This is a genomic window from Streptomyces lucensis JCM 4490 (genome assembly GCF_014650035.1).
Lineage (GTDB): Bacteria > Actinomycetota > Actinomycetes > Streptomycetales > Streptomycetaceae > Streptomyces > Streptomyces lucensis.
Genome location: NZ_BMUE01000011.1, coordinates 18,805 through 45,029, shown reverse-complemented (window position 1 = coordinate 45,029; position 26,225 = coordinate 18,805). Strand labels below are relative to the sequence as shown.

Annotated in this window: 30 protein-coding genes and 1 pseudogene; 21 read left to right on the top strand and 10 right to left on the bottom strand. The window is 72.3% G+C overall.

From position 1 onward, the window contains the following. Positions 1–170: 170 nt before the first annotated feature. Entirely contained in the window at positions 171–533 is a 363-nt protein-coding gene (locus IE177_RS23595) for a DsrE family protein (protein WP_190017403.1), read from the top strand. A 37-nt stretch (positions 534–570) separates the two neighbouring features. Here the strand turns inward: IE177_RS23595 and IE177_RS23590 are convergent, their stop codons facing one another. Beyond that, the gene (locus IE177_RS23590; RefSeq protein WP_190017402.1) at positions 571–834 is read right to left on the bottom strand and encodes a DUF3099 domain-containing protein; all 264 of its coding nucleotides are present in this window, start codon (positions 832–834) and stop codon (positions 571–573) included. 116 nt (positions 835–950) lie between these two features. Between IE177_RS23590 and IE177_RS23585 the strand changes: the two genes are divergently transcribed. The 4 genes from IE177_RS23585 to IE177_RS23575 all read left to right on the top strand — a co-directional run bounded on the left by IE177_RS23585 (position 951) and on the right by IE177_RS23575 (position 3,275). Further along, positions 951–1,688 (top strand): LmeA family phospholipid-binding protein, encoded by a 738-nt coding sequence (locus IE177_RS23585; RefSeq protein ID WP_190017401.1) that lies wholly within the window; start codon positions 951–953, stop codon positions 1,686–1,688. Positions 1,689–1,897: 209 nt separating this feature from the next. Next, complete coding sequence (locus IE177_RS35830) at positions 1,898–1,978, top strand: putative leader peptide (RefSeq protein ID WP_351515640.1); 81 nt, start codon at positions 1,898–1,900, stop codon at positions 1,976–1,978. A 118-nt stretch (positions 1,979–2,096) separates the two neighbouring features. After that, positions 2,097–2,942, top strand: a complete 846-nt coding sequence (locus IE177_RS23580) for a sulfurtransferase (protein ID WP_190017400.1) — start codon at positions 2,097–2,099, stop codon at positions 2,940–2,942. A gap of 45 nt (positions 2,943–2,987) precedes the next feature. Continuing rightward, a complete protein-coding gene (locus IE177_RS23575; RefSeq protein WP_010351646.1) occupies positions 2,988–3,275 on the top strand; it encodes a DUF1416 domain-containing protein in 288 nt (95 codons plus the stop codon). A gap of 161 nt (positions 3,276–3,436) precedes the next feature. Here IE177_RS23575 and IE177_RS23570 read toward each other — a convergent pair whose 3' ends face one another. The 4 genes from IE177_RS23570 to IE177_RS23555 form a co-directional block, all read right to left on the bottom strand. Beyond that, on the bottom strand, positions 3,437–3,895 hold the full coding sequence (locus IE177_RS23570; RefSeq protein ID WP_190017399.1) for a pyridoxamine 5'-phosphate oxidase family protein: 459 nt from the start codon (positions 3,893–3,895) through the stop codon (positions 3,437–3,439). A 65-nt stretch (positions 3,896–3,960) separates the two neighbouring features. Next, complete coding sequence (locus tag IE177_RS23565; protein WP_190017398.1) at positions 3,961–5,199, bottom strand: hypothetical protein; 1,239 nt, start codon at positions 5,197–5,199, stop codon at positions 3,961–3,963. Between the two features lie 4 nt (positions 5,200–5,203). Then, positions 5,204–5,458, bottom strand: coding sequence for a MoaD/ThiS family protein (locus tag IE177_RS23560; RefSeq protein WP_190017397.1), 255 nt, complete (start codon positions 5,456–5,458; stop codon positions 5,204–5,206). 48 nt (positions 5,459–5,506) lie between these two features. Next, entirely contained in the window at positions 5,507–6,379 is an 873-nt protein-coding gene (locus IE177_RS23555; protein ID WP_190017396.1) for an alpha/beta hydrolase, read from the bottom strand. 179 nt (positions 6,380–6,558) lie between these two features. Between IE177_RS23555 and IE177_RS23550 the strand changes: the two genes are divergently transcribed. The 6 genes from IE177_RS23550 to IE177_RS23525 all read left to right on the top strand — a co-directional run bounded on the left by IE177_RS23550 (position 6,559) and on the right by IE177_RS23525 (position 12,210). Beyond that, entirely contained in the window at positions 6,559–7,338 is a 780-nt protein-coding gene (locus IE177_RS23550) for a winged helix-turn-helix transcriptional regulator (protein WP_190017395.1), read from the top strand. 105 nt (positions 7,339–7,443) lie between these two features. Further along, complete coding sequence (locus IE177_RS23545; RefSeq protein WP_190017394.1) at positions 7,444–8,466, top strand: LacI family DNA-binding transcriptional regulator; 1,023 nt, start codon at positions 7,444–7,446, stop codon at positions 8,464–8,466. 120 nt (positions 8,467–8,586) lie between these two features. Next, a complete protein-coding gene (locus IE177_RS23540) occupies positions 8,587–9,636 on the top strand; it encodes a S1C family serine protease (RefSeq protein ID WP_190017393.1) in 1,050 nt (349 codons plus the stop codon). 13 nt (positions 9,637–9,649) lie between these two features. Then, complete coding sequence (locus IE177_RS23535) at positions 9,650–9,886, top strand: hypothetical protein (RefSeq protein WP_190017392.1); 237 nt, start codon at positions 9,650–9,652, stop codon at positions 9,884–9,886. A 105-nt stretch (positions 9,887–9,991) separates the two neighbouring features. Then, a complete protein-coding gene (locus tag IE177_RS23530) occupies positions 9,992–10,726 on the top strand; it encodes a response regulator transcription factor (protein ID WP_190017391.1) in 735 nt (244 codons plus the stop codon). Continuing rightward, positions 10,723–12,210, top strand: coding sequence for a sensor histidine kinase (locus tag IE177_RS23525; protein WP_190017390.1), 1,488 nt, complete (start codon positions 10,723–10,725; stop codon positions 12,208–12,210). The genes IE177_RS23530 and IE177_RS23525 overlap by 4 nt, the downstream gene beginning before the upstream one ends. A 481-nt stretch (positions 12,211–12,691) precedes the next feature. Here the strand turns inward: IE177_RS23525 and IE177_RS23520 are convergent, their stop codons facing one another. Then, positions 12,692–13,171, bottom strand: a complete 480-nt coding sequence (locus IE177_RS23520; protein WP_190017389.1) for a MarR family winged helix-turn-helix transcriptional regulator — start codon at positions 13,169–13,171, stop codon at positions 12,692–12,694. A gap of 107 nt (positions 13,172–13,278) precedes the next feature. Between IE177_RS23520 and IE177_RS23515 the strand changes: the two genes are divergently transcribed. Beyond that, complete coding sequence (locus IE177_RS23515; RefSeq protein WP_190017388.1) at positions 13,279–14,166, top strand: NmrA/HSCARG family protein; 888 nt, start codon at positions 13,279–13,281, stop codon at positions 14,164–14,166. A gap of 4 nt (positions 14,167–14,170) precedes the next feature. Further along, a pseudogene (locus tag IE177_RS23510) lies at positions 14,171–14,359 on the top strand (pectinesterase family protein); the annotation flags it as partial. A 74-nt stretch (positions 14,360–14,433) separates the two neighbouring features. Here IE177_RS23510 and IE177_RS23505 read toward each other — a convergent pair. Continuing rightward, entirely contained in the window at positions 14,434–16,227 is a 1,794-nt protein-coding gene (locus IE177_RS23505) for a bifunctional metallophosphatase/5'-nucleotidase (RefSeq protein ID WP_190017387.1), read from the bottom strand. Positions 16,228–16,397: 170 nt separating this feature from the next. Between IE177_RS23505 and mshD the strand changes: the two genes are divergently transcribed. From mshD to IE177_RS23485, 4 genes are all read left to right on the top strand, one after another. Continuing rightward, positions 16,398–17,324 (top strand): mycothiol synthase, encoded by a 927-nt coding sequence (mshD, locus tag IE177_RS23500; RefSeq protein ID WP_190017386.1) that lies wholly within the window; start codon positions 16,398–16,400, stop codon positions 17,322–17,324. A gap of 309 nt (positions 17,325–17,633) precedes the next feature. Beyond that, positions 17,634–19,991 (top strand): RNA degradosome polyphosphate kinase, encoded by a 2,358-nt coding sequence (locus IE177_RS23495; protein WP_190017385.1) that lies wholly within the window; start codon positions 17,634–17,636, stop codon positions 19,989–19,991. Next, positions 19,972–21,087 (top strand): CHAD domain-containing protein, encoded by a 1,116-nt coding sequence (locus IE177_RS23490; RefSeq protein ID WP_190017384.1) that lies wholly within the window; start codon positions 19,972–19,974, stop codon positions 21,085–21,087. Before IE177_RS23495 ends, IE177_RS23490 begins: the two co-directional genes overlap by 20 nt. A gap of 17 nt (positions 21,088–21,104) precedes the next feature. Then, complete coding sequence (locus IE177_RS23485; RefSeq protein WP_190017383.1) at positions 21,105–21,527, top strand: NUDIX hydrolase; 423 nt, start codon at positions 21,105–21,107, stop codon at positions 21,525–21,527. Between the two features lie 9 nt (positions 21,528–21,536). Here IE177_RS23485 and IE177_RS23480 read toward each other — a convergent pair whose 3' ends face one another. Beyond that, entirely contained in the window at positions 21,537–21,722 is a 186-nt protein-coding gene (locus IE177_RS23480) for a hypothetical protein (protein WP_190017382.1), read from the bottom strand. A 185-nt stretch (positions 21,723–21,907) separates the two neighbouring features. Here IE177_RS23480 and IE177_RS23475 point away from each other — a divergent pair, with 185 nt between their 5' ends. Together IE177_RS23475 and IE177_RS23470 are read left to right on the top strand one after the other, a co-directional pair. Next, a complete protein-coding gene (locus IE177_RS23475; protein WP_190017381.1) occupies positions 21,908–22,798 on the top strand; it encodes an SCO4651 family lipoprotein in 891 nt (296 codons plus the stop codon). A 101-nt stretch (positions 22,799–22,899) separates the two neighbouring features. Next, positions 22,900–23,058, top strand: coding sequence for a hypothetical protein (locus IE177_RS23470; protein WP_190017602.1), 159 nt, complete (start codon positions 22,900–22,902; stop codon positions 23,056–23,058). A 10-nt stretch (positions 23,059–23,068) separates the two neighbouring features. Here IE177_RS23470 and IE177_RS23465 read toward each other — a convergent pair whose 3' ends face one another. Then, on the bottom strand, positions 23,069–23,374 hold the full coding sequence (locus IE177_RS23465; RefSeq protein ID WP_190017380.1) for a metal-sensitive transcriptional regulator: 306 nt from the start codon (positions 23,372–23,374) through the stop codon (positions 23,069–23,071). 207 nt (positions 23,375–23,581) lie between these two features. Here IE177_RS23465 and IE177_RS23460 point away from each other — a divergent pair, with 207 nt between their 5' ends. Continuing rightward, positions 23,582–24,202 carry a DUF47 domain-containing protein gene (locus IE177_RS23460; protein WP_190017379.1) on the top strand — a complete coding sequence of 207 codons (621 nt, stop codon included), beginning with the start codon at positions 23,582–23,584 and terminating at the stop codon, positions 24,200–24,202. A gap of 7 nt (positions 24,203–24,209) precedes the next feature. Further along, positions 24,210–25,208, top strand: a complete 999-nt coding sequence (locus IE177_RS23455) for an inorganic phosphate transporter (RefSeq protein WP_190017378.1) — start codon at positions 24,210–24,212, stop codon at positions 25,206–25,208. 234 nt (positions 25,209–25,442) lie between these two features. Here IE177_RS23455 and pstB read toward each other — a convergent pair whose 3' ends face one another. Continuing rightward, the gene (pstB, locus tag IE177_RS23450; RefSeq protein ID WP_190017377.1) at positions 25,443–26,219 is read right to left on the bottom strand and encodes a phosphate ABC transporter ATP-binding protein PstB; all 777 of its coding nucleotides are present in this window, start codon (positions 26,217–26,219) and stop codon (positions 25,443–25,445) included. Positions 26,220–26,225 lie beyond the last annotated feature (6 nt).

The window sequence follows — 26,225 nt, the reverse complement described above, 5'->3', positions numbered from 1 at the left end:
CCCCTGCCCGGGAGGGCCCGGGAGAGCCTGGGGAAACCTGGGATTACGACAGAGCCGGGGCCCAGCTTACGCGGCCGGGTCCCGGCGCTCCTGACGAGGTCCGCCCGGGCGGGCTGCGGGCGCAATGGCATGTCCGTAAAAGTCGTTGGCAGGCGGATTACGATTCGAGAATGACCAAGAAGCTCGTGATCAAAGTGACCGCCGGGGCCGACGCCCCCGAGCGCTGCTCGCAGGCGTTCACGGTGGCGGCGGTGGCCGTGGCCAGCGGGGTCGAGGTGTCCCTGTGGCTGACCGGGGAGTCGTCCTGGTTCGCGCTGCCCGGGCGTGCCGCCGAGTTCGAGTTGCCGCACGCGGCTCCGCTGCCCGACCTGATCGACTCGCTCCTCGCCGGGGGCCGGATCACGCTGTGCACGCAGTGCGCGGCCCGCCGGGAGATCACGGAGAAGGACGTCATCGAGGGCGTGCGCATCGCGGGCGCCCAGGTGTTCGTGCAGGAGTCCCTGGCGGACGACACGCAGGCGCTCGTCTACTGAGCCGTCGCGGCCACCGAGCCGTCGCGGCCGCTCCCGGCTACGGACGCGGGCGCTTCTTGCCGTCCAGTTCGTCCCACCACTCGTCGGACTTCGGGTCCCCGGAGGGGTCGTCCCACCAGCGGTCCTCCGGGCCCCTCCGGTTGGCGACCATCGCGGCGACGGGCGGGATGACCATGGCCGCGACGCACATGCCGACGGCCGCCGGCACGGACCACAGGCGCACGACACCCCAAGCCAGGACGAAGAGGCCGATGCACGTCCCCATCATGGCGAAGTAGATGTGCCGACGCCGCGCGTACATGCCTCAAGGGTAGGGCCGGCGAGCCCTGTCACAACTGATCGACAATGTCACCAAAGGCCCTGCCCGCGGGGTTACCGTGGCGTACGCCGTACATCGCCGACCCGGGGGAAGACCACATGCGCGCCCTGCGAATACTGCTGATCGTCGTCGTGATTCTGGGCGCCCTCTTCGTCGTCGTCGACCGGGTCGCCGTCCACTTCGCCGAGGGCGAGGCCGCGGACAAGCTGAAGTCGACGGAGAACCTCGCCTCGACCCCGGACGTGAACATCAAGGGCTTCCCGTTCCTCACCCAGGTCGCCGGCGGCTCCCTGGACGACGTCGAGGTCGGCATCAAGGACTACCAGGCCGAGACCGGCACCGCGGGCAAGACCATCCGGATCGACGACCTGAAGGCCGACATGAAGGGCGTCGAGTTCTCCGGCGACTACAGCTCGGCCACCGCGTCCAGCGCCACCGGCACGGCGACGATCGCCTACGACGAGCTGATGAAGACGACGAAGTCGGAGCCGACCGAGGTCGCCCCCGGTGTCCTGGCCCGGGTCACCGGCCTCTCCGACGGGGGCAACGGCAAGATCAAGGTCGCTGTGGAGGCCACGGTCAAGTCGCTCGGGCTCAAGCGGACGGTGAACGTGCTCAGCTCGGTCAGCGTCGTCGACGACAAGGTCCAGGTGCACGCGGACTCGCTGCCCGCGCTCGGCGCCGCGACGATCGCCGAGGACCGCATCCGCCGCATCACCGACTTCCAGCAGGCCGTGAACCAGCTCCCCGGCGGCATCAAGCTGGACAAGGTGCAGGCCGCCGAGGACGGCGTGGAGATCACGGTGAAGGGCACGGACGTCAAGCTGGCCGGATAGGGCCGCGCCGGAGCGGCTGCCACGGCCCGAACAGCGGTCCGACAGGCGAGACGAGTCCGTCCGCCTCCCAGATGCAGCCCCGAGAAAGGCGCCCGGAGACCGTGCGGACACGGCCCGGGCGCCTTTCTCGTACCGCCATACGGACGATCGTGTCTCAACATCCGACACGCCGGTGACATGTCCGCCCGGACGTCCCTACGATCGAGGCCATGAAGCGACAGGCGGATCTCACGAAGCGGCGGGCAGTCGACCTGTGCCGCGTCGCCGCCATGCTCTGTCGCTCGTTCTGAGCGGACCGTCCCACCGACGTCCGATTCCACTCCCCGTGCCCCGATCTGGGCACCCGTGCGCACTGACGCGCGCCACCGCACACGCACGCCCCGCCGCAACTGCCCCGGAGGAGAAAGCATGAGCCGCAGCGACGTCCTGGTCGACGCCGACTGGCTGCAGGACCACCTGGACGACCCGACCATCGCCATCGTCGAGGTGGACGAGGACACGTCCGCCTACGAGAAGAACCACATCAAGAACGCGATCCGCATCGACTGGACGCAGGACCTCCAGGACCCGGTCCGCCGCGACTTCGTCGACCAGGAGGGCTTCGAGAAGCTCCTGTCCGACAAGGGCATCTCCAACGACCACACGGTGATCCTCTACGGCGGCAACAACAACTGGTTCGCGTCCTACGCCTACTGGTACTTCAAGCTCTACGGCCACGAGAACGTCAAGCTCCTCGACGGCGGCCGCAAGAAGTGGGAGCTGGACGCCCGCGAGCTGGTCCCCGGCGACGAGGTGCCCGAGCGCCCGAAGACCGACTACAAGGCCAAGGCCCAGGACACCTCGATCCGCGCCTTCCGCGACGACGTCGTGGCCGCCATCGGCTCGCAGAACCTGGTCGACGTCCGCTCGCCCGACGAGTTCTCCGGCAAGCTGCTCGCCCCGGCCCACCTCCCGCAGGAGCAGTCGCAGCGCCCGGGCCACGTCCCGACCGCGCGCAACATCCCGTGGTCGAAGAACGCCAACGACGACGGCACCTTCAAGTCGGACGAGGCCCTGAAGGCCCTCTACACCGACGAGAGCGTGGACCTCGCCAAGGACACGATCGCCTACTGCCGCATCGGTGAGCGCTCGGCCCTGACCTGGTTCGTCCTGCACGAGCTGCTGGGCGTGGAGAACGTCAAGAACTACGACGGCTCCTGGACCGAGTACGGCTCCCTCGTCGGCGTGCCGATCGAGCTCGGCGCCAACAAGTAACCCACCGACCGACCTTCTGGTTCGAGACCCCCTCTGGAGAAAGACATGTGTGGAGCGAAGGCCGGCGGCCCCGACGCCTCGACGATCAAGCCCGGTGAGACCACCATCCAGGGTCAGGTGACCCGCGACGGCGAGCCGGTGACCGGCTACGTCCGACTGCTGGACTCGACCGGCGAGTTCACCGCGGAGGTCCCCACCTCCGCCACGGGCCAGTTCCGCTTCTACGCGGCCGAGGGCACCTGGACGGTGCGCGCCCTCGTCCCCGGCGCCACCGCCGACCGCACGGTCGTCGCCCAGCAGGGCGGACTGGCAGAGGTCGCGATCGCGGTCTGAGGACCCCGCCGAACCGGGCTCAGTGACGACGGAGGGCCGCATCCCCTGGGTTGGACGCCAGTGGGGATGCGGCCCTCCGGCTGTTCCACGGAAATCGAGCTCCGCCAAAACCGAGCTCCACCGAAACGAGCCGGGGTGTACCGGGGCCTGTCCGCCAGGCCCTAGCCGTCGATGTCGAGTGCCGTGCCGTAGAGCCTGTCCACCTTCAGGCGGATGACCACCCGGCGTTCGGCGACCAACTGCTCCAGGAACGCGTCCTCGTCCTCGGGCCGGGCGGCTTCCGGGATCATTCCGAGCAGTTCCCGCCCGACCGCGTCACCGGGAACCGTGGTGCTCCCGGAGACCTCGGCCTCGCCTTCGGCGACGGCGAACGACCACACGTCGCCGCCCTGCACGTGGAGCGCCGCACGCGGGTTGCGCCGCAGGTGCCCGACCTTGACCCGGTCGGCCGTCGTCGAGAACCGCACCGTGCGGGCCCCGGGGTCCCAGCTGTACAGCATGGTGGTCAGGTGGGGGTGGCCGCTGCGCTTGACGGTGGCGAGCGTGCCGAACCGCTGCTTGCCCAGCAGGCCGGAGAGGGCCTCGTCGGACAGGGGGCGGGGCGCTGGTCCTTGAGTCATGACGGGATCAACGCCCGGACCCGCCCGGACATTTCCTCAACTCCGAGGACACGGCGCCGTTTTCGCTACGCGCCGTGTCCCAGGGTCCGGCCCAGCACCCAGACCACCGGTGCCGCCGCCGACAGCGGCAGGGCGACGCCCGCGGTGAAGTGGACGAAGCGGGACGGGTAGTCGTAGCTCGCCACCCGGTGGCCGATCAGCGCGCACGCGCCGGCGGCCGCGCCCAGCAGCGCGCCCTTCGAGCCGAAGCCGGTCATGCCGCCGACGGCGATGCCCGCGCCCGCCGCCGCGAGGACGGCCACGACCACCGACGCCGGTGTCGGCAGCGGCAGCGCCCTCGCGAGGACGGCGACCGCCACCGCCGCCGCGCCGACCGACACGCCCTTCGGCTCGGCGCCGAGGTAGCCGGTCGCCACGATCGCGAGCGCCGCCGAGGCGACCGTCGCCATCAGGCCGTACATCCGCTCGTCGGGGTCCGCGTGCGACCGCAGTTGCAGGACCAGGCAGAGCAGGACCCAGACGCCGAGCGTACCGAGGATCGCGGCCGGCGCGTGCCCGCGGCCCGCGCCCAGCAGCGCGGCGTCGGCGACGAGCGCGCCCAGGAAGGCGAGCGCGATGCCCTGCCGGGCCGGCCACATGCCGTTCAGCCGGAACCAGCCCGCCGCGGTGACCGCCTGGAGCAGCACCAGCGGGACCAGGAGGGCGTAGGAGCCGACGGGGGCCGTCGCGGCCAGCAGCGCGCCCAGCAGCGCGGTGAGCGCCGCCGGCTGCATGCCCGGCTCGATGATCGGGGAGCGGCCCTCCAGCCGGGCCCGCTGCGCGTCGGTGACGCGGGCGTTGCCGGCGATGGTGGCGGGGCCGTAGTCGGGCTCCCCCGCCGCGGCCTCGGGGGCCCGCCCGGCGGCAGGCCCGGGGACGGCCTCGTGGACGGCGACAGGCTGCGGCTGCGATTGGGACTGCGGCTGCGGCTGCGGCTGCGGCTGTGCCATCGGCGCCTGGTGCGCGTACGGCTGCTCGGCATACGGCTCGGCGTACGGCTCGGCGTAGCCCTCGGCGTGCCCCTGGCCGTACTGGTGGGTGTACGCCTGCTGCTCCCGCACCGGCGGCAGGTACGCGGTCTCCGCGGCCTGCACGGGCGCGTGCGTCTGCGTCTCCCAGGTCTGCCCCTGCCACTGCTGGGTGGACTCGGGGTCGTAGCCGGGGTGGGCGTACTGGTCGTAGCCGGCCCACTCCGCCGGGGCGGGCTGTTGCTGGTAGGGGTCGTGGCCCTCGTACGGGCCGCCCTGGTACGGCTGCTCGGTCATCGCGTCACCCTCCTGCGAACGGCGGGAGCACCTCGACCGTGCCGCCCTCGGCCAGCCGTACCGTCTCATGCGCCCGGGTCCCGACGGGATCGCCGTCGACGAGGAACGAGCATCGCTGCAGCACGCGGGTGAGTTCACCTGGGTGTCGCGCGCGGACCGCGGCCAGCGCGCCGGCCAGCGTGTCCGCGTCGTACGGCTCCTCGGCGACCTCGGCCGCGGCCTTGGCGGCGGCCCAGTAGCGCACCGTGACCTTGGGCATCTGATTCCTCATCGACGGCAGGGAAAGACAAAGAAGGATGGTGCCAGGCTAGCCCGCCGCGGCCGCGGCCCAGTCCCCGATCCGGGCCACCAGGGCGTCGCCCGCCGCGTGCTCGGCGTGGCCCATGCCCGGCTCGACCCACAGTTCGCCGTGGCCGGCGGCCGCCCCGGCGAGCATGCGGGGGTGGTCGAGGGGGAAGTAGGCGTCGCGGTCGCCGTGCACGATCAGCAGCGGGGTCGGGGCGATCCGCGAGGCCGCCTCCGCCGGGGAGAGGGGCACCGGGTCCCAGTCTCGGTGGTGGATGCGCGTGCGCAGGCCGTAGCGGCCGACCAGGCGGCCCCCGGGACGGGTGACCAGCCAGTGCAGGCGGCGCATGGGGGCGGTGCCCCGGTAGTACCAGCGGGCCGGGGAGCTGACCGAGACCACCGCGTCGACCGAGCCGGGGTGCAGCGCGGCGTGCCGCAGGACCACCGAGCCGCCCATGGAGAAGCCGACCGTCACCACGCGCGCGTGCCCGAGGCCGCGGGCCCACTCCACGGCGGCCGCGAGGTCCAGCACCTCCTTGTCGCCGACCGTGGAACGCCCGCCGGAGCGCCCGTGGCCCCGGAAGGAGAAGGTGACGACGGCGCCGTGGCCGCGCAGGACGCCCGCGATCCGGCGGACGTGCGGACGCTCCACGTCCCCGGTGAAGCCGTGGGCGATCACGAACACCACGTCACGGGAGGCCGGCCGGGAGGTGCCGGCACGGGCTTCGTGTGCGGCGGAGGGCGGATCGTATACAGCGGACGGCGGATCGTATACGGAATCGAGGGGGATTCCGTCTGCGGTGTGCAGGAACGTCCGGATACGGGCGTCTCCGCGTGTCTCGCGATACGGACGAATGGTGGAACGTGCCCCATGACCCGCCGGACCGTTGCTCATGTGGGCTATTCTGCTGGACAGAGGACTCGGGCAGCGTAGCCCCCGGGTCCTTTTGTGCTTTCGGAAGCGTTGTATACGGCGAGAAGCCTCCGGTGACCGCCGGTGTACGGGGCCTTCGGGATCGCAGAGCAGTGCCGCACCGCACACGTCCTCGCAGGGACCGAGGAGGAACCAGACGTATGAGTTCTCTGCTGCTCCTGACCAACGCCCTCCAGCCGTCGACGGAGGTGCTTCCCGCTCTCGGCCTGCTGCTGCACAACGTGCGCGTGGCTCCGGCGGAAGGCCCCGCCCTCGTCGACACCCCCGGCGCCGACGTCATCCTCGTGGACGGCCGCCGCGACCTGCCGCAGGTGCGCAGCCTGTGCCAGCTGCTGCGCTCCACCGGCCCCGGCTGTCCCCTCCTGCTCGTCGTCACCGAGGGCGGCCTCGCCGCCGTCACCGCCGACTGGGGCATCGACGACGTCCTCCTCGACACCGCCGGTCCCGCGGAGGTGGAGGCACGGCTGCGGCTCGCCATGGGCCGCCAGCAGATCGTCGGCGACGACTCCCCCATGGAGATCCGCAACGGCGACCTGTCGGTGGACGAGGCGACCTACTCCGCGAAGCTCAAGGGCCGGGTCCTCGACCTCACCTTCAAGGAGTTCGAGCTGCTGAAGTACCTGGCCCAGCACCCGGGCCGGGTCTTCACCCGCGCCCAGCTGCTGCAGGAGGTGTGGGGCTACGACTACTTCGGCGGCACCCGCACGGTCGACGTGCACGTACGACGGCTGCGCGCCAAGCTCGGCCCCGAGCACGAGTCGCTGATCGGAACCGTCCGGAACGTCGGTTACCGCTTCGTGACGCCGGAGAAGGGCGACCGGGCCGCCGAGGAGGCCAAGGCCAAGACGGGCCGGACGAAGGCGGAGGATGCGGACGCTTCCGCCGCGCTGGACGGCGCCGGACTCCACGCGGACGCGTAGATTTCCCGGGCGGGCGGCGCAGGAGCGCGCGGGGGTCATTGCGTCCGCACATCCAACCGGTGATACGCCCTGCCCGGAGCCGGTCAATCCGCGTAGACTCCGCGCGTGGCCAAGGTGACTCGGGATGATGTGGCACGGCTGGCTGGGACCTCCACCGCCGTCGTCAGTTACGTCATCAACAACGGACCCCGGCCGGTCGCCCCGGCCACGCGCGAGCGTGTCCTCGCCGCGATCAAGGAGCTGGGGTACCGGCCCGACCGGGTCGCGCAGGCGATGGCGTCCCGGCGCACCGACCTCATAGGCCTGATCATCCCGGACGCCCGCCAGCCCTTCTTCGGGGAGATGGCGCACGCGGTGGAGCAGGCCGCCTCCGAGCGCGGGAAGATGGTCCTGGTCGGCAACACCGATTACATCGGCGAACGCGAGGTCCACTACCTGCGCGCCTTCCTCGGCATGCGGGTCTCCGGGCTGATCCTGGTCAGCCACGCCCTCAACGACCTCGCGGCCGCGGAGATCGACGCCTGGGACGCCCGGGTGGTGCTGCTGCACGAGCGCCCCGAGGCCATCGACGACGTGGCCGTGGTGACGGACGACCTCGGCGGCGCCCAGCTCGCCGTACGCCATCTGCTGGAGCACGGCTACGAGTACGTCGCCTGTCTGGGCGGTACGGCCGAGACCCCGGCGGTCGGCGACCCGGTCTCCGACCACGTCGAGGGCTGGAGGCGGGCCATGGCCGAGGCGGGCCTGTCCACCGAGGGCCGGCTCTTCGAGGCGCCCTACAACCGCTACGACGCCTACCGGGTGGCGCTGGACCTCCTGTCCGGTCCGGACCGGCCGCCCGCGGTCTTCTGCTCGACCGACGACCAGGCGATCGGCCTGCTGCGGGCGGCGCGCGAGCTGCGCATCGACGTGCCCGGGAAGCTGGCGGTGGCGGGCTTCGACGACATCAAGGAGGCCGCGCTCGCCGACCCGCCGCTGACCACGGTCGCCTCGGACCGCTCGGCGATGGCACGGGCGGCGGTCGACCTCGTCCTGGACGACGGGCTGCGGGTCCCGGGCTCCCGGCGCGAGCGGCTGAAGACGTTCCCGTCCCGGCTCGTGGTACGCACGTCCTGCGGCTGCGACTGAGCGGGCCCGCTTCCCCGGCAGGCCCTCCCCGGACCGTCCTCATACAGGGCGAACGAGGTTCTGCCGGGCTTCTCAGCCGGCACTCAGGAAGCTCTCATGGTCGCGGGGCACGCTCTTGTCATGACAGAGAGCATCCGCCGCGACGGCGAGTACGGACACGGGTACGACGCCCCACAGGGTGCCTACCCCCAGCAGCCCGGCCACTCCACTCCCGTGAACCCCGAATGGCCGCCCCCGCCTCCGTACGAGCCCTCGACGGTGACGTTCGCCGAGCCGGCGGCGCCGGCGCCCCGGAAGAAGCGCACCCGGGGTCCGGGCGCCCTGCTCACGGCGGTCGCGATCGTCGCGGCGGCGGTCGGCGGCGGCACGGCGTACGCCTTCCAGGAGCTGACCGGCAAGGACACGGCCGCCTCCGCCGGCACCACCGCGAACGCGGTGCCCACCGGCAAGAAGGGGAACGTCGCCGCGATCGCCGCCGCGGTCAGCCCGAGCGTGGTCGAGATACAGGCCACCCTCGCAGGCGGCTCCTCCACCGGCTCGGGCGTGATCATCACGTCCGGCGGCGAGGTCGTCACCAACAACCACGTCGTCTCCGGCGCCACCTCCATCAAGGTGCGCACCAGCGACGGCGAGAACTACACCGCCCAGGTCGTCGGCACCGACAGCTCCAAGGACCTCGCGCTGATCAAGCTGTCCGGCGCCTCGGGCCTGAAGGCGGCGGCCCTCGGCGACTCGGACGGCGTCCAGGTCGGTGACACGGTCGTCGCGATCGGCTCCCCCGAGGGGCTGACCGGCACCGTCACCAGCGGCATCGTCTCCGCGCTCGCCCGTGACGTCACCGTCTCCACCGACGAGAACCAGGGCCAGAGCCAGGACGGCGACGGCCAGTGGCCGTTCCGGTTCGGCGGCCGTGACTTCAACGGCGACACGGGCTCGTCGACCACCACCTACAAGGCGATCCAGACCGACGCGTCCCTGAACCCGGGCAACTCCGGCGGCGCGCTGATCGACGCGAGTGGCCGCATCGTCGGCATCAACTCCGCGATGTACTCGTCGAGTTCGCAGGCCTCCTCGTCCTCGGACGCCGGCAGCGTCGGCCTCGGCTTCGCCATCCCCGTCAACACCGTCAAGTCCGACCTGGCCAAGCTCCGGGCCGGCTCCACCAGTTAGCAGGGAGCAGGGCATGATCACCAAGGTTTCGCACCAGAGCACCGTCCGCGGTCCGGCCGACGTCACCCTGGCCCTCTCGATCGCCTCCGCACTGCACCAGGACACCCCCGCGGCCCGCGCGCCCGAGGTCGCCACGACGCCGGTCCCCGAACTGATGGGCCTGCGCGTCTCCGCCGCCCGCCCGCACCGCCGCAAGGTGCCCCTCAGGCGCCTGAACACCATGCGCAGCCTGAGCGCGCTCGCCGTCTGAGCCCGGCCTGCCCACGCTCCGGCCGGGGAACGTGCGAGTCTGAGAGACACCCGACCCGACCGACCCACCGCACCCGACCCACCGCACCCCGAGGAACCGCGAGCGATGAGCCCCGCCGAAGGCGACCGTGACCCCCAGCGCATCCTGATCGTCGACGACGAGCCGGCCGTACGCGAGGCACTGCAGCGCAGTCTCGCCTTCGAGGGGTACGACACGGAGGTGGCCGTCGACGGCGCGGACGCGCTGGAGAAGGCCACCGCGTACAAGCCGGACCTGGTCGTCCTGGACATCCAGATGCCGCGCATGGACGGCCTGACCGCGGCGCGCCGCATCCGGGGTGCGGGCGACACCACCCCGATCCTCATGCTCACGGCCCGCGACACGGTGGGCGACCGGGTGACCGGCCTGGACGCGGGTGCCGACGACTACCTCGTCAAGCCCTTCGAGCTGGACGAGCTGTTCGCCCGCATCCGCGCGCTGCTGCGGCGCAGCTCGTACGCGGCCGACGTGTCGGCCGAGGCCCAGGAGGACGAGGCCCTCACCTTCGCCGACCTGCGCATGGACCTCGCCACCCGCGAGGTCACGCGGGGCGGACGGCAGGTGGAGCTGACCCGTACCGAGTTCACGCTCCTGGAGATGTTCATGGCCCACCCGCGCCAGGTACTCACCCGCGAGCAGATCCTCAAGGCCGTCTGGGGCTTCGACTTCGAGCCCTCCTCCAACTCCCTCGACGTCTACGTCATGTACCTGCGCCGCAAGACCGAGGCGGGCGGTGAGCCGCGCCTGGTGCACACCGTGCGGGGGGTGGGGTACGTCTTGCGGCAGGGCGGCGCCGAGTGAGCCGGCTGGTGCGCCGGTACCAGGCGCTGCCGATCCGGGCACGGCTGGCGATGCTGGTCGCGGCGGCGGTGGCGTTCGCCGTCGCCGCGGTCTCGGTGACCTGCTGGTTCATCGTGCAGCGCAAGCTGTTCGACCAGGTCGACCAGGACCTGCGCAAGGCCGCGCAGCCCCAGCGCGGGGTGAACGCGGAGTCCGTGCTCGCGACCTGCCCCCAGCAGCCCAGCGGGTCCGCGCCCGCGAACGGCCTGCACAACCACGGCACCTACTACTACCTGCAGCTCGTCAAGCGGGACGGCACCGCGTGCGTGTCCGCCGACTCCGCGGGCCGGGTGAAGACCGTCGCCGGGGACCTCGACGTCATCGCGCGGGCGAACCAGAGCAGCGGCGGGCTCCTCGAGAGCGTCGAGCGCGACGGCGTCGACTCCGAGGGCAACGCGGTGCGGGTGCTGACCCAGCCGCTGACGGTCACCGGCCCGGGCGCCCCGCCTCAGCTGTATCCGAACACGGCCCTGCAGGTCGCCATACCGCTGAAGGCCACGCACGACACGCTCAAGGACCTCGCGCTGATCCTGCTGCTCGTCTCCGGCATCGGGGTGGTCGGGGCCGGCGCGGCGGGGCTCGCGGTGGCCCGGGCGGGACTGCGCCCCGTGGACAAGCTCACGGACGCGGTGGAACACGTGGCCCGGACCGAGGACCTGGGCATCCGGATCCCCGTGGAGGACGACAGCGAGGACGAGATCGCCCGGCTCTCCCGGTCCTTCAACTCCATGACCGCCTCCCTCGCCAGCTCCCGCGACCTCCAGCAGCAGCTGATCGCGGACGCCGGCCACGAACTGCGCACCCCGCTCACCTCGCTGCGCACGAACATCGAACTCCTCACCCGCAGCGAGGAGACGGGCCGCCCGCTGCCCCCGGACGACCGCAGGGCGCTGCTCAACTCGGTGAAGGCGCAGATGACCGAGCTGGCCTCGCTGATCGGCGACCTGCAGGAGCTGTCCCGTTCGGAGGGGCAACGGGGCGAGCGGGTGCAGGTGGTGGCACTCCAGGACACCGTCGAGGCGGCCCTGCGCCGGGCCCGGCTGCGCGGGCCGGAGCTGACGATCACGGCGGACCTGAAGCCCTGGTTCGTCCGGGCGGAGCCGTCCGCGCTGGAGCGGGCGGTCGTCAACGTCCTGGACAACGCGGTGAAGTTCAGCCCCGTGGGCGGCACGGTCGAGGTCCGGCTGACCGGGGGCGTGCTGACGGTGCGCGACCACGGCCCCGGCATCCCCGAGGACGAACTCCCGCACGTCTTCGACCGCTTCTGGCGCTCTCCCAGCGCGCGGGCGCTGCCGGGCTCGGGCCTCGGCCTGTCCATCGTGGCCCGCACGGTCCAGCAGGCGGGCGGCGACGTCGCCCTGGCCCGGGCGGAGGGCGGCGGCACGGTGGCGACGGTACGCCTGCCGGGCGCGCCGACACCACCACCGGAGCCCCCGGCCGGCTGACCGGCCGGGCCGCCCCGCCCTGGCCGACCGGCCTCTGAACCTCCCGCCCCGCCCGCGAACCCGGCCGACCGGACACGGACCGCACCGGCCGGCCACTTCGGCCGCCCTGCGCGCGCGGCTGGGCCCGACCAGGCTGCCGGGCGCGGCTGCCCGAGTCGGCCGGCCAGGCCGAGTCGGCGGACCAGGCCGGGGCGGCCGGCCGTTCCGGCTGCCGGCACGGCCGGAGGCTCGACCGCCGGGCCGGTCGCAGGGGGCCGCCGGTCGCGAGCCCTGCCGTCCGGGCGCGGACCTGCCGGCCGCCACACCCGGCCGATCCCGTCGGCCGGTGCGCACCTGCTCACCGGTCAGGCGCACCGGCTCGTCGACCAGGCGCGCACCGGTTCGTCGGCCCGGCTGGCCGGCACCCCAACTCGGTTAGCCGGCCCGCCGGACCGTGCCGGACTGCCGGACCCCGCCGGACCCTCGCGGCCAGCCGGACCGCTCAGTCCCGCTTAGGCAGGGAGCGCAGGTACTGGATCTGCGTGTGGCTGAGGTCGTTGGCCCGGCGCATGTGCCGGGTGATCGCCCTCAGCTCGTCCTCGGTGTGGTCGTCGAGGATCGTCCGCCAGGTCCGTCCGAGGTCGTCCCAGAGCGCGGTGACGCGGGCGACGCGCTCGGGCACCGGGGTGACCAGCACCCGGCGGCGGTCGTGCGTGTCGGGTGTCCGGGCGACGTAGCCGCCCCGTTCGAGCCGGTCCACCAGACGGGTGGCCGACCCGGTGGTGAGGCCCGTCATGTCGGCGATCTGCCGGACCGTGAGCGGCTCGGGCCCGGCCGTCAGCAGGCTCAGCGCCTGCACGTCGGTCGGGTGCAGGCCCAGGTGGTCCGCGACGGCCTGGTTGAAGAGGACGTACGCCGCCAGATAGCGGCGGGACTCCATGGACAACTCCTCGTACAGCCGGGCACGGCTCGGGTCCGTCATGGAAAGCCCCTCCAAATTCACTGCACGGCGCAGCGATTCACCTGTACCATTTCCTGCGTGACGCAGCTGATGCGTCACGCAACAACACTATCCACCGGGGGAGACCCATGCCCACCATCGCCGTCACCGGCGCGACCGGCGCCCAGGGCGGAGCGACCGCCCGTTCCCTGCTGGCCGCCGGCCATCGCGTCCGCGCCCTCACCCGCCACCCCGGCTCACCCGCCGCCGAGGCACTGCGCCGCCTCGGGGCAGACGTCCGGCACGCCGACTTCGACGACCGCGCCTCCCTCGACGCGGCCCTCGCCGGCGCCGACGCGCTCTTCGCGGTCACCACCCCGTTCGGCACCGACACCGGTACCGAGACACGACAGGGCAGGGCCCTGGTCGACGCCGCGGCGGCCGCCCGCCTCGGGCACGTCGTGCTCACCTCCGCCGCCCACGCCGACCGCGGCACCGGCGTCCCGCACTACGAGAGCAAGCACGCGGTCGAGCGGCACCTGCGCGCCTGCGGCGTGCCCTGGACGGTGATCGCCCCGGCCGCGTTCATGGACAACTACACGAGCGGCTGGACCCTCGACGGGCTGCGCGAGGGCGCCTTCGCCTGGCCCATGCCGGCCGGCCGGCCGCTCACCCTCATCCCCGCGGCCGACATCGGCGCGTTCGCCGCGCTCGTCCTCCTGCGCCGCGACGAGTTCACGGGCCGCCGCATCGACATCGCCTCCGACGAGTGCACCCCCGAACAGATCGCGGCCGCCCTGGCGGAGGCCACCGGCACTGCCGTCACCCACCAGGAGGTCCCCCTCGACCACGTCCGCACCCGCTCCGCCGACCTGGCGGCGATGTTCGCCTACTTCACCGGCACCGGCCTCGACGTGGACGTGAGCGCCCTGCGCCGCGCCTACCCCGAGGTCGGCTGGCACTCCTTCACCGACTGGGCCCTCGCGCAGGACTGGGCGGGGCTGCTGGGCCGTCAGGGGCCGGGCACGCCGGGCTGATCCAGCCGTCAGGAAAACCCCGTGGACCGACATGAGCGGCTTCTCCTGGAAGGACGACCGCTTCGCCGAGTACCGGAACACCGGCGCCGGTGCGGGCACGGCCGGCACGGACCGCCCCCAGCTGACCGACGCCCAGGCCGCCCGGCAGGAGGTCGCCGACTGGCTGGGCGACTGGACACCCACCGCCTCCTGACCGCGCGGGAAGGAGGACGGCGATGCCCCCGGGAGGAGCTCCCAGGGGCATCGCGATAACGCACGGGTGAGCGGTTACTGGACGACCGAGATCCGGTCCGCCTTCGGCGGGGCGATCGGGTTCGCGGCCGACGAGTTCGCCGTCAGGTACTTCTCCAGGGCCGCCAGGTCGTCGGCGCCGACCAGGTCGTTCGTGCCCTGGCCCAGCGTCGGGAAGCCGTCGCCGCCGCCCGCGAGGAAGCTGTTGGTGGCGACCCGGTAGGTGGCCGCCGGGTCGACCGCGGCACCGTTCAGGCGGATGGAGTCCGTGACCACGCGGTCTGCGCCGGACTTGGTCAGGTCCAGGGTGTAGGTGAGGTTCGCGGACGGCTGGAGGATCTTCGGCGCGGCCGCGTTGGACCCGCTGACCTGCTCCTTGAGCACCTGGACGAGCTGGGCGCCGGTGAAGTCCTGGAGGTTCACCGTGTTGGCGAACGGCTGGACCGTGAAGCCCTCGGCGTAGGTGACGACACCGTCGCCCTCGGCGCCCTTGGCCGCGTAGGTCAGGCCGGCGCGCACCCCGCCCGGGTTCATCAGCGCCAGGCTGGTCCTCGGGTCCAGCTCCCTGCCGTACGCGAGCTGCGCGTCGGCGATCAGGTCGCCCATCGGGGACTCCGTGCCGGTGTTGCCGATGTCGGCGGAGATGTAGCCGATGGGACGGTTGCCGATCGGGGCGGCCAGGGTGTTCCAGCGGGCGATCAGGTCCGTCATGTCCGGCGCCTTGGGCACGTCCCGGGTGACCACGCGGTTCGCCGACTTCACCGCCGTGCGGGCGATGTCGCCGGTGCGGCGGTCGTAGGTCAGCGTGGTGTCGGTGTACAGCCGGCCGAAGGAGGCCGCCGAGGTGACCATGCGGGGCCGGCCGGACGGGTCGGGGATGTCGCAGACGTACGCGTTGTGCGTGTGACCGGTGACGAGGGCGTCGACGGCCGGCGTGACGTTCTTCGCGATGTCCACGATCGGGCCGGAGATGCCGGCGCCCGCGCCCGGGGAGTCGCAGTCGTAGTTGTAGGCGCCGGAGGCCGGGAAGCCGCCCTCGTGGACCAGCGCGACGATCGACTGCACGCCCTGGCGCTGGAGCACCTTGGCGTACTTGTCGATCGTCTCGACCTCGTCCTTGAAGGCCAGGCCCTTGACGCCGTCGGCGGAGACGACGTTCGGGGTCCCTTCGAGGGTGACGCCGATGAACCCGATCTTGACGTCCTTCTTCTTCCAGACCCAGTACGGCTTCAGGATCGGCCGCTTCGTCTTCTCGTCCAGGACGTTCGCGGTCAGGTACGGGAAGTCGGCGCCCTTGAACTCCTTGTCGGTGTAGCAGCCGTCCGTGGGGTGGCAGCCGCCGTTCTGCAGACGGGCCAGCTCCCCGGCGCCCTCGTCGAACTCGTGGTTGCCGACCGAGGTGACGTCCAGCTTCAGCTTGTTGAGCGCCTCGATGGTCGGCTCGTCGTGGAAGAGGCCCGACAGCATCGGGGAGGCGCCGACCATGTCGCCGCCGGCCGCGGTGATCGAGTACGGGTGGCCCGCGCGGGCCGAGCGCAGGTGGGAGGCGAGGTACTCGACGCCGCCCGCGTCGACGGTCTTCGTCGTGCCGTCCGGCTGGAGTTCGCTGACCCGGCCCGAGGAGCCGGACGGGGGCTCCAGATTGCCGTGCAGGTCGTTGAAGGACAGCAGCTGGACGTCCTGGTAACGGCCGGGACGGCCGTGCCCGCCCTTGCCGGAGTGCGCCTGCGCGGGCAGTGCGGCGGCCAGGGCGGCCGCGGTGGTGAGCGCGGCGGTGGCCGCGAGGAGCGCGGTGGCACGGCGTCTGGTGCGCCGGGGTGCGGCTGGCATGGGACCCCCCTGTGGGTCGGTTTCCGGTCAGTGGGCGGCTCGGCGCAGCCTAAGGTCAACGCGCGTAGCGCGACAGGGGGTTCATGGTTACATCCTGGTTTCCCTTTGCCGTTTTCTTTGCGCGCCGCGCTGTCGGCACTTCGCCCCGCCCGCCCCGTACCCTCGTACGCATGAGCAGCGACGACACCGTACGGGCCTTCCCCGCCCGCTCCATCGAGACCTTCTCCGCGCTCACGCCCGACCAGGCCGGGGCCGTACTCGCCCTGCTCGCCGAGGCCGCCGGGGTCGACGGACAGCAGCCGGTGTCCGAGCAGGGGCGGCTGCAGCTGCGCGGCGGCCCCCGCGAGGGCGTCTCGCACCTGCTGCTGACCGCCGGCGGCGAACTCGTCGGTTACGCCCAGCTGGAGGACACCGACCCGGTGGAGGCACCGGCCGCCGAGATGGTCGTCCACCCCGTGCACCGCGGGCACGGGCACGGCCGGGCCCTCGGCTCGGCACTGCTCGCCGCCTCCAACAAGCGGCTGCGGGTGTGGGCGCACGGCGGGCACGCCGCCGCCCGGCACCTCGCCCAGGTCCTCGGCCTGACCCTGTTCCGTGAACTGCGCCAGATGCGCAGGCCGTTGACCGACCTGGAGCTGCCCGAACCCCGGCTGCCCGAGGGCGTGACCGTGCGCACCTTCGTGTCCGGCAAGGACGACCCGGCCTGGCTCGCGGTCAACGCGGCCGCCTTCGCCCACCACCCCGAGCAGGGCTCACTGACCCAGCGGGACCTCGACGACCGCAAGGCCCAGCCGTGGTTCGACCCGGCCGGGTTCTTCCTGGCCGAGCGGCGCGGGGAACTGGTCGGCTTCCACTGGACCAAGGTGCACGCCGAGGAGGGGCTGGGCGAGGTGTACGTCCTCGGGGTGCGGCCCGGCGAGCAGGGTGGCGGGCTCGGCAAGGCCCTCACCACGATCGGCCTGCGCCACCTGGCCGCCCAGCAGCTGCCGGCCGCCATGCTCTACGTGGACGCCGACAACAAGGCGGCCGTGTCGGTGTACGAGCGGCTGGGGTTCACGGTGCACGAGACGGACCTGATGTACCGCAGCGAAACCTGATCGTGCCGCGTGACGGCGGCCGTCGGGGCGGCCGCCCCGACGGCCGCCCCTCCTAGCGCCGCCCGAGCGGCCCGCCGCCGTGCCCTCCGTCCCCGCCCCGCCGATCACCGGGGCCGTCCGGGCGCCGGCGGGGCAACCCACCCCCCGCCCGGCCGCCGGTCACCCGCGGGAGCGCCACGGGCCGGACCGTGGCCCCGGTGCCGGAAACCGTCGCTTTCGCGACGCCGTCACCCGCCGAGCCGCCCCGCGCTATCCCGCACGTCATGTCTCCGTAACCATCGATTCAGACAGGCTTGCGACGCTCGGCCAATGAAGCCCGCCGTGCCAGAGCCTTCGCCGCCCCCCGCGGGGCGCGCGCAGAACGGGGTCGTGACGCTACCGCCCGCACGTTCCGACGCGCCTGTGACGCCCCCGGCGCGGAAGAATGGGGTCATGAGCCAGCAAGACACCCAGGCAGCAGAGGTCCAGCACGTCCAGCCCTCCGTGGGCTCCATCGCCGCGCACCGCCAGCATGCCGTGTCGGCGGCGGTCTCCGATCTCGAACCGGACATCGACGCCGACCTCGACGCCTACGAGGAGTCGCAGGCCGAGGGGGCACCACTGCCGCAGGGGCGGTTCCTCGACCGGGAACGCAGCTGGCTCGCTTTCAACGAGCGCGTCCTGGAACTGGCCGAGGACCCGAACACCCCGCTGCTGGAACGCGCCAACTTCCTCGCGATCTTCGCCAGCAACCTGGACGAGTTCTTCATGGTCCGCGTGGCCGGCCTCAAGCGCCGCATCGCCACCGGCGTCGCCACCCGCTCGGCCTCCGGCCTCCAGCCCCGCGAGGTCCTGGAGATGATCTGGGCCCGCTCCCGCGAGCTCATGGCCCGGCACGCCGCCTGCTACCACGAGGACGTCGCCCCGGCACTCGCCGAGGAGGGCATCCACCTGGTCCGCTGGAACGAGCTGACGGAGAAGGAGCAGGCGCGCCTGTTCACCCTCTTCCGCCACCAGATCTTCCCCGTCCTCACCCCGCTGGCGGTCGACCCGGCCCACCCCTTCCCGTACATCTCCGGCCTCTCCCTGAACCTGGCCGTCGTCGTACGCAACCCGGTCAGCGGCCACAGGCACTTCGCGCGCGTGAAGGTCCCGCCGCTGCTGTCCCGCTTCCTGGAGAGCTCCCCCGGCCGGTACGTGCCCATCGAGGACGTCATCGCCGCCCACCTCGAAGAGCTGTTCCCGGGCATGGAGGTGCTGGAGCACCACGCCTTCCGGCTCACCCGCAACGAGGACCTGGAGGTCGAGGAGGACGACACCGAGAACCTCCTGCAGGCCCTGGAGAAGGAACTCATGCGGCGCCGCTTCGGCCCGCCGGTGCGCCTGGAGGTCGAGGAGTCGATCGACCGCGAGGTGCTGGACCTGCTGGTACGCGAGCTGAAGATCTCCGAGGCGGAGGTGTACCCGCTGCCCGGCCCGCTCGACCTCACCGGCCTCTTCCGCATCCACAGCCTCGACCGGCCGGAGCTGAAGTACCCCAAGTTCGTCGCCGGCACCCACCGCGACCTCGCCGAGGTCGAGTCGGCGTCCGCGCCGGACATCTTCGCGGCCCTGCGCGCCCGGGACGTCCTGCTGCACCACCCCTACGACAGCTTCTCCACCTCCGTCCAGGCCTTCCTGGAGCAGGCCGCCGCCGACCCGGACGTCCTCGCCATCAAGCAGACCCTGTACCGCACCTCCGGCGACTCCCCCATAGTCGACGCGCTCATCGACGCCGCCGAGTCCGGCAAGCAGGTCCTCGTCCTGGTCGAGATCAAGGCCCGCTTCGACGAGCACGCCAACATCAAGTGGGCGCGCAAGCTGGAGGAGGCCGGCTGCCACGTCGTCTACGGCCTGGTCGGCCTGAAGACGCACTGCAAGCTGTCCCTGGTGGTCCGCCAGGAGGGCGAGACCCTGCGCCGCTACAGCCACGTCGGCACCGGCAACTACCACCCCAAGACGGCCCGCCTCTACGAGGACCTCGGCCTGCTGACGGCCGACCCGCAGGTCGGCGCCGACCTCTCCGACCTCTTCAACCGCCTCTCCGGCTACTCCCGCCGCGAGACCTACCGCCGGCTCCTCGTCGCCCCCAAGTCCCTGCGGGACGGACTGGTCGCACGGATCAACAAGGAGATCCAGCACCACCGGGCGGGCCGTCCCGCCTTCGTCCGCATCAAGGTCAACTCGATGGTCGACGAGGCGGTCATCGACGCCCTCTACCGGGCCTCCCAGGCGGGCGTGCCCGTCGACGTCTGGGTACGCGGCATCTGCGCCGTCCGCCCCGGCGTGGCGGGCCTGTCGGACAACATCCGGGTCCGCTCCATCCTCGGCCGCTTCCTGGAGCACTCCCGGGTGTTCGCCTTCGGCAACGGCGGCGAACCCGAGGTGTGGATCGGCAGCGCCGACATGATGCACCGCAACCTCGACCGCCGGATAGAAGCGCTGGTCCGGGTCGTCGACCCCGCCCACCGCGCGGCCCTGAACCGGCTGCTGGACACCGGCATGTCCGACGGCACCGCGTCCTGGCACCTCGGCCCGGACGGCGAGTGGACGCGGCACGCGGCCGACCCGGACGGCCAGCCCCTGCGCAACGTCCAGGAGATGCTCATAGACGCCCGGAGGCGCCGGCGTGGCACAGCGACACCTTGACCCGACGGACCCCGCGGCCGCGGATGTGACGGGGGAAGCCCTCGCCGGCTACCTGCGCGCCCGGGCCACGGAGTTCCTCCGCGCGCTGCGCCTGCACCGGGAGACCGGCGGCGGCTCCGCGGGCGGCGCGGAGGAGCCCGCCGACGCGGCGCGCGCCCTGCGCCGCTCGGCCCGCCGCATCAGCGCCAGCCTGCACACCTTCCGCCCCCTCCTCGACGCCGGCTGGTCCGAGGAGATGCGCCCGGAACTGGCCTGGCTGTCGGGAACCCTGGGCCTGGAACACGCCTACGAGGCCCGGCTGGAACGCCTGCTGCTGGCCCTGCACCGGCTGTCGGGGGCCGTGCCGGTCCCCGCGCAGGCGGCCGACGTGGTCACCGCCGGCAGCCGTGCCGCCGGGACGGCGCCGGCCGCGGCGAAGGCGGCGCTCACCGGCGGCGCCGGCCCCGCCCACCGGACGCCCGCCACGGACCACGGCAATCTCACCGTGGGCGCGGCCAAGGCGGGCGCCCTGCTCGAACGCCAGCTCACGCTCGCCCGGACGAGGGCCCACTCCACGGCGCTCCAGGCCATCGGCTCCTCCCGCTTCCACGCCGTCGCCGACAAGGTCGCCTTACTCGCCAGCGAAGTCCCCCTGGCCGCCGACGCCCCCACCACCGACCTGCGCCCCCTCGCCGCCGCCGCGGAGGAACGCCTCACGGACGCCGTCACCGCTCTCCCGCTGATCACCGCCGGCCACCCCTACAACGCGGAGGCCCTGGTCCACGGCCTGTCACCGGACCCGGCGCCCCACCCCCAGGACGGCCCCTGGCACCAGGTGCGGCTGCTGCTCCGCCTGCACCGGTACGCCCGCGAGGTCCTGCACGGCGCGGACGGCGCCGCGAACGTGCGGCTCCTCGCGGCGGGACAGGCCCTGAACCGGCACCGGGACGCCTCGGAGGCGGCCGCGGCGGCCGCGCAGGCCGCCCGCACCCCCCGCATCACGCCCGCCACCGCGTACGCGCTCGGCGTGCTCCACGCCGACCAGCGGCACGAGGTGGAGGCGTCCAGGTTCGCCTTCCAGCGGGCCTGGCAGAGACAGACCGTCACCGCACCCTGAAGTTCCGAGGAGCCGGTGTGAACGCCACCCCGATCCAGGCAGCGGGCTGCGTGCTCTGGCGCCGCTCGCCGCTCGCCGGTGACCTGGAGATATGCCTGGTCCACCGGCCGAAGTACGACGACTGGTCGCACCCCAAGGGCAAGCTCAAGCGGGGCGAGGACCCGGTCGTGGGCGCCCTGCGCGAGGTCGCGGAGGAGACCGGGTACACGGCCGTGCCCGGGGACGAACTGCCGACCATGCGCTATTCGGCGGGCGGCCGCCCCAAAGAGGTGCGGTACTGGGCGGCCCAGGCGGTGTCCGGCCGGTTCGCGCCGAACGCCGAGGTGGACCGCGTCCTGTGGCTCGCCCCCGCCGCGGCCCGCGACCGGCTCAGCCAGCCCCGCGACCGGGACCTGGTGGACGCCCTGCTGCGGCCGTCCGGGCACCTGCGGCGCGACTAGTGACCTGAGTCAGAGGGCCTCGGTGTGGGTCTGGGCGTCCGTGCGGGCCTGGCTGCGCGCCCGGCGGGCGGGGCCGCGCCAGCCGCAGGCGCATCTGGCCACGCAGAAGCGGCCCTGCTCGGCCGTCGTCGTGAGGTGTTCCGTCCCGGACCGGGCTCGCTCCGGCCCGTCCTGCTGTGCCCCGGTGACTGCCACGGTGAGAACGTTACCCAGCCGGCGGCGCAGCCTACGCACGGCCTGCCCGCCGCTCTTCGCTCCCCGTCCGCCTCCGCCCGTCCCCCTCGCGCCCCCGGCGGTGCGTGACGGCACCCCCCTGCCCGTCGTTGACCGGACGACAGCAGGACCCGTGACGGACGTACCGGCTGGGGGTAGGCGAAGCGATGGATCGGCGGCAGCACAGGCGCGTGGCCAGGACGGTCGCCGCGGCGGGCATCATGCTCGGCCTCGGCACGGCGGCCGCGGGGTGTTCCAGCAGCGGAGCCGCCGCCGAGGACGTCAAGGGCGCGGGCGACCCGGTCGCCACCCTGCACCGCGCCGCGGACGCCCTGCGCGGCGCGGGCAGCTCCAGGGCCGGCACCTCGATGGAGATGGCCACGGGCGGCACCCGGGTCACCATCCGCGGGAAGGGCGTCTACGACTACCGGCGCAGGCTCGGCCGGCTCACCGTCGTCCTGCCCGCGGACCCCACGGGCGCCTCCGAGCACCGGCCCATCACCGAACTCCTCGCCCCGGGCGCGCTCTTCATGAAGAACCGGGGCGCGGGTGTGCCCGCCGACAAGTGGGTCCGGGTGGAGACCGCGTCGCTGTCCGACGGCAACCTGGTCACCGGCGGCGCGACGGACCCGTACGCGGCGGCCGAGGTGCTGCGCGGGACGCTCACGGCGACCTACCTGGGCAGGACCGAGATCGCCGGCACACCGGTCCGGCACTACCGGGGGACGGCCGACCTCAGCCGGGCCGCGCGGTACGCCTCCGCCGACGGCAGGGCCTCCCTCGCGGCGGCGGCGGAGGGGTTCGCCACGGCCGAGGTGCCGTTCGACGCGTACCTGGACGACGAGGGCCGCATCCGCAAGCTCAGACAGCGCTTCAGCTTCGTCAACGGCCTGCGCAAGACCCCCGTGGCGGTCGCCTCGACCACGCTGCTGTACGCCTTCGGCACCCCCGTCGACGTCCTCCTGCCGCATGCGGCGGACATCTACGCGGGCCGCATCGCCGAGGACGGCTCGGGCGCCGCGACGGGCGGACGGGCCGGGAACCGGCCGGGGCACTAGTCCGGGACGCCACCGGGTAAGTAGCCCTTCCGTGCCATGCGCGGTGTGTGGAGCCCTGCCTACTCTAGGAAGCCGGTGACGGCAGGGAAGAGGTGAGGCGGGTGGCTCCGGTCGGCGGTACGGCGGTTCAGGACCACGTGGCCCTCGCCGAGATCGAGCTGTGCGGAGAGCTGATCATCGCGGCCTCGGCCGCGGAGGACCGCCTCAGCCTGGAGAGCATCGACCAGGTGCTGCGGGTGGCCGAGGAGCGCAAGGACTGAGCCACCGGGCTCAGGTGCGCAGCAGCCGGCCGATCGCCTTCGTCGCCTCGTCCACCTTCGCGTCGATCTCGTCACCGCCCTTGAGGGCCGCGTCGGCGACGCAGTGCCGCAGGTGCTCCTCCAGCAGCTGCAGCGCGAAGGACTGCAGGGCCTTGGTCGATGCGGAGACCTGCGTCAGTATGTCGATGCAGTAGGTGTCCGCCTCGACCATCCGCTGCAGCCCGCGGATCTGGCCCTCGATCCGGCGCAGCCGCTTGAGGTGCTCGGCCTTCTGCTCGTGGTAGCCGTGCGTGGCGCCGGCCTCGGTCGTCGTCATCGCGGGCCTCCAGGTCGGGACGAGCGGCGATTGCATACCCCTAGAGGGTATATCGTAACGAATTTTCCGGGGTAGAGGGCCTTTGGTACGCCCCCGTGCCGATCGCCGCGCCCGATGGGCGACACTGGGGGACGGCCCGATAGCCGTGGCCGGATGTTGCGCCTAGCATCAGCCTGACCCGAAACCGAAGCACCCCGAGGACCCCACGTGCGCTTTCGTCTGACCCCCAGGGAGACGAGCTTCTACGACATGTTCGCCGCCTCCGCGGACAACATCGTCACCGGCTCGAAACTCCTGATGGAACTGCTCGGGGCGGACACCTCCGCCCGGGCCGAGATCGCAGAGCGTATGCGGGCCGCGGAACACGCAGGCGACGACGCCACGCACGCGATCTTCCACCAGCTGAACTCCTCGTTCATCACGCCGTTCGACCGCGAGGACATCTACGCCCTCGCCGGGTCGCTCGACGACATCATGGACTTCATGGAGGAGGCCGTCGACCTCGTCGTCCTCTACAACGTCGAGGAACTGCCGAAGGGCGTCGAGCAGCAGATCGAGGTGCTGGCCCGGGCCGCGGAGCTGACGGCGGAGGCGATGCCGAACCTCCGCACCATGGAAAACCTCACCGAGTACTGGATCGAGGTCAACCGGCTGGAGAACCAGGCCGACCAGATCCACCGCAAGCTGCTCGCCCACCTCTTCAACGGCAAGTACGACGCGATCGAGGTGCTGAAGCTGAAGCAGATCGTGGACGTCCTGGAAGAGGCGGCCGACGCGTTCGAGCACGTGGCGAACACGGTGGAGACCATCGCCGTCAAGGAGTCCTGAGGCGTCGATGGACACCTTCGCCCTGATCGTGACCATCGCGGTCGCGCTCTTCTTCACGTACACGAACGGTTTCCACGACTCGGCGAACGCGATCGCGACGTCGGTGTCGACGCGGGCCCTGACGCCGCGTGCCGCGCTCGCCATGGCGGCCGTGATGAACCTCGCCGGCGCCTTCCTCGGCTCGGGGGTCGCCAAGACCGTCAGCGAGGGCCTGATCGAGACACCGCAGGGCTCGAAGGGGATGGGCATCCTCTTCGCCGCGCTGATCGGCGCCATCGTCTGGAACCTGGTCACCTGGTACTTCGGCCTCCCCTCCTCGTCCTCCCACGCGCTGTTCGGCGGCATGGTGGGCGCGGCGCTGGCGGGCGGCACGCAGGTGCTGTGGGGCGGCGTACTCGACAAGATCATCATTCCGATGTTCCTGTCGCCGGTCGTCGGCCTGATCGTCGGCTACCTGGTGATGACGGCCATCCTGTGGCTGTTCCGCCGCTCCAACCCGCACAAGGCCAAGCGGGGCTTCCGCATCGCCCAGACCGTGTCGGCGGCCGGCATGGCCCTCGGCCACGGCCTCCAGGACGCCCAGAAGACGATGGGTGTCGTGGTGCTGGCCCTGGTCATCTCCGGCCACCAGACGTTCAGCGACCCGATCCCGGTCTGGGTGAAGCTGGTCTGCGCCGTGATGCTGTCCCTCGGCACGTACGCGGGCGGCTGGCGCATCATGCGGACCCTGGGCCGCAAGATCATCGAGCTGGACCCGCCGCAGGGTTTCGCCGCCGAGACGACCGGCGCGTCGATCATGTTCACGACCGCGTTCCTGTTCAAGGCGCCGATCTCCACGACCCACGTCATCACCTCGGCGATCATGGGTGTGGGCGCGACGAAACGGGTGAACGCCGTCCGCTGGGGCGTGGCCAAGAACATCGTCCTGGGCTGGTTCATCACCATGCCGGCGGCGGCCCTGGTCGCCGCGGCGGCCTTCGGCATCGTGAACCTGACGGTGCTGTAGCTTCCCGGGCCCCCGGGGCTCGCCCACCGAACACCCACCCGTCCCGGCCGGCCGAAAGGCAGGCCGGGACGGGTGGGTGTTCCGCTGTGTGGGGAGCCGTCCCCTTGGTCGCGGCCGGAGGCCCACCGCGTCCGGCGCCGAACGCGGTGGGCCCGCCCCCGGGAGCCAGGGGCGGGCCCTTCTGCGTCCTCACGGTGGCACCGCCATGCAGCACCGCGAGGGTTCCGTACCGGCCTAGCCGAAGCGGCCGGAGATGTAGTCCTCCGTGGCCTGCACGGACGGGTTGGAGAAGATGCGCTCGGTGTCGTCGATCTCGATCAGCCGCCCGGGCTGGCCGACCGCCGCCAGGTTGAAGAACGCCGTACGGTCCGACACGCGCGCCGCCTGCTGCATGTTGTGCGTCACGATGACGATCGTGAACCGTTCCTTCAGCTCGCCGATCAGGTCCTCGATGGCGAGCGTCGAGATCGGGTCCAGGGCGGAGCACGGCTCGTCCATCAGCAGCACCTTCGGCTCGACGGCGATGGCCCGCGCGATGCACAGCCGCTGCTGCTGACCACCGGAGAGACCGGAGCCCGGCTTGTTCAGGCGGTCCTTCACCTCGTTCCAGAGGTTGGCGCCCCTGAGCGACTTCTCGACGATGTCGTTCAGCCGGCTCTTCTTGTAGTTGCCGTTCAGGCGCAGGCCCGCCGCCACGTTCTCGAAGATCGACATCGTGGGGAACGGGTTCGGCCGCTGGAACACCATGCCGACCTCGCGCCGCACCGACACCGGGTCGATGCCGGTGCCGTACAGGTCCTCGTCGTCGAGCAGCACCTTGCCCTCGACCCGCCCGCCGGGCGTGACCTCGTGCATGCGGTTCAGCGTGCGCAGGAACGTCGACTTGCCGCAGCCGGACGGGCCGATGAACGCCGTCACCGAGCGCGGCTCGACGGTCATCGAGATGTCTTCGATCGCCTTGTGGGAGCCGTAGTAGGCGGTGAGCCCGCTTACGTCGATTCGCTTGGCCATGTCTGT

What these genes read in the sequence shown, in the direction of transcription:
- IE177_RS23595 (WP_190017403.1), top strand. Translation starts at nt 171, where the DNA reads ATGACCAAGAAGCTCGTGATCAAAGTGACCGCCGGGGCCGACGCCCCC.
- IE177_RS23590 (WP_190017402.1), bottom strand. Translation starts at nt 834, where the DNA reads ATGTACGCGCGGCGTCGGCACATCTACTTCGCCATGATGGGGACGTGC.
- IE177_RS23585 (WP_190017401.1), top strand. Translation starts at nt 951, where the DNA reads ATGCGCGCCCTGCGAATACTGCTGATCGTCGTCGTGATTCTGGGCGCC.
- IE177_RS35830 (WP_351515640.1), top strand. Translation starts at nt 1,898, where the DNA reads ATGAAGCGACAGGCGGATCTCACGAAGCGGCGGGCAGTCGACCTGTGC.
- IE177_RS23580 (WP_190017400.1), top strand. Translation starts at nt 2,097, where the DNA reads ATGAGCCGCAGCGACGTCCTGGTCGACGCCGACTGGCTGCAGGACCAC.
- IE177_RS23575 (WP_010351646.1), top strand. Translation starts at nt 2,988, where the DNA reads ATGTGTGGAGCGAAGGCCGGCGGCCCCGACGCCTCGACGATCAAGCCC.
- IE177_RS23570 (WP_190017399.1), bottom strand. Translation starts at nt 3,895, where the DNA reads ATGACTCAAGGACCAGCGCCCCGCCCCCTGTCCGACGAGGCCCTCTCC.
- IE177_RS23565 (WP_190017398.1), bottom strand. Translation starts at nt 5,199, where the DNA reads ATGACCGAGCAGCCGTACCAGGGCGGCCCGTACGAGGGCCACGACCCC.
- IE177_RS23560 (WP_190017397.1), bottom strand. Translation starts at nt 5,458, where the DNA reads ATGCCCAAGGTCACGGTGCGCTACTGGGCCGCCGCCAAGGCCGCGGCC.
- IE177_RS23555 (WP_190017396.1), bottom strand. Translation starts at nt 6,379, where the DNA reads ATGAGCAACGGTCCGGCGGGTCATGGGGCACGTTCCACCATTCGTCCG.
- IE177_RS23550 (WP_190017395.1), top strand. Translation starts at nt 6,559, where the DNA reads ATGAGTTCTCTGCTGCTCCTGACCAACGCCCTCCAGCCGTCGACGGAG.
- IE177_RS23540 (WP_190017393.1), top strand. Translation starts at nt 8,587, where the DNA reads ATGACAGAGAGCATCCGCCGCGACGGCGAGTACGGACACGGGTACGAC.
- IE177_RS23535 (WP_190017392.1), top strand. Translation starts at nt 9,650, where the DNA reads ATGATCACCAAGGTTTCGCACCAGAGCACCGTCCGCGGTCCGGCCGAC.
- IE177_RS23530 (WP_190017391.1), top strand. Translation starts at nt 9,992, where the DNA reads ATGAGCCCCGCCGAAGGCGACCGTGACCCCCAGCGCATCCTGATCGTC.
- IE177_RS23520 (WP_190017389.1), bottom strand. Translation starts at nt 13,171, where the DNA reads ATGACGGACCCGAGCCGTGCCCGGCTGTACGAGGAGTTGTCCATGGAG.
- IE177_RS23515 (WP_190017388.1), top strand. Translation starts at nt 13,279, where the DNA reads ATGCCCACCATCGCCGTCACCGGCGCGACCGGCGCCCAGGGCGGAGCG.
- IE177_RS23505 (WP_190017387.1), bottom strand. Translation starts at nt 16,227, where the DNA reads ATGCCAGCCGCACCCCGGCGCACCAGACGCCGTGCCACCGCGCTCCTC.
- mshD (WP_190017386.1), top strand. Translation starts at nt 16,398, where the DNA reads ATGAGCAGCGACGACACCGTACGGGCCTTCCCCGCCCGCTCCATCGAG.
- IE177_RS23495 (WP_190017385.1), top strand. Translation starts at nt 17,634, where the DNA reads ATGAAGCCCGCCGTGCCAGAGCCTTCGCCGCCCCCCGCGGGGCGCGCG.
- IE177_RS23475 (WP_190017381.1), top strand. Translation starts at nt 21,908, where the DNA reads ATGGATCGGCGGCAGCACAGGCGCGTGGCCAGGACGGTCGCCGCGGCG.
- IE177_RS23465 (WP_190017380.1), bottom strand. Translation starts at nt 23,374, where the DNA reads ATGACGACGACCGAGGCCGGCGCCACGCACGGCTACCACGAGCAGAAG.
- IE177_RS23455 (WP_190017378.1), top strand. Translation starts at nt 24,210, where the DNA reads ATGGACACCTTCGCCCTGATCGTGACCATCGCGGTCGCGCTCTTCTTC.
- pstB (WP_190017377.1), bottom strand. Translation starts at nt 26,219, where the DNA reads ATGGCCAAGCGAATCGACGTAAGCGGGCTCACCGCCTACTACGGCTCC.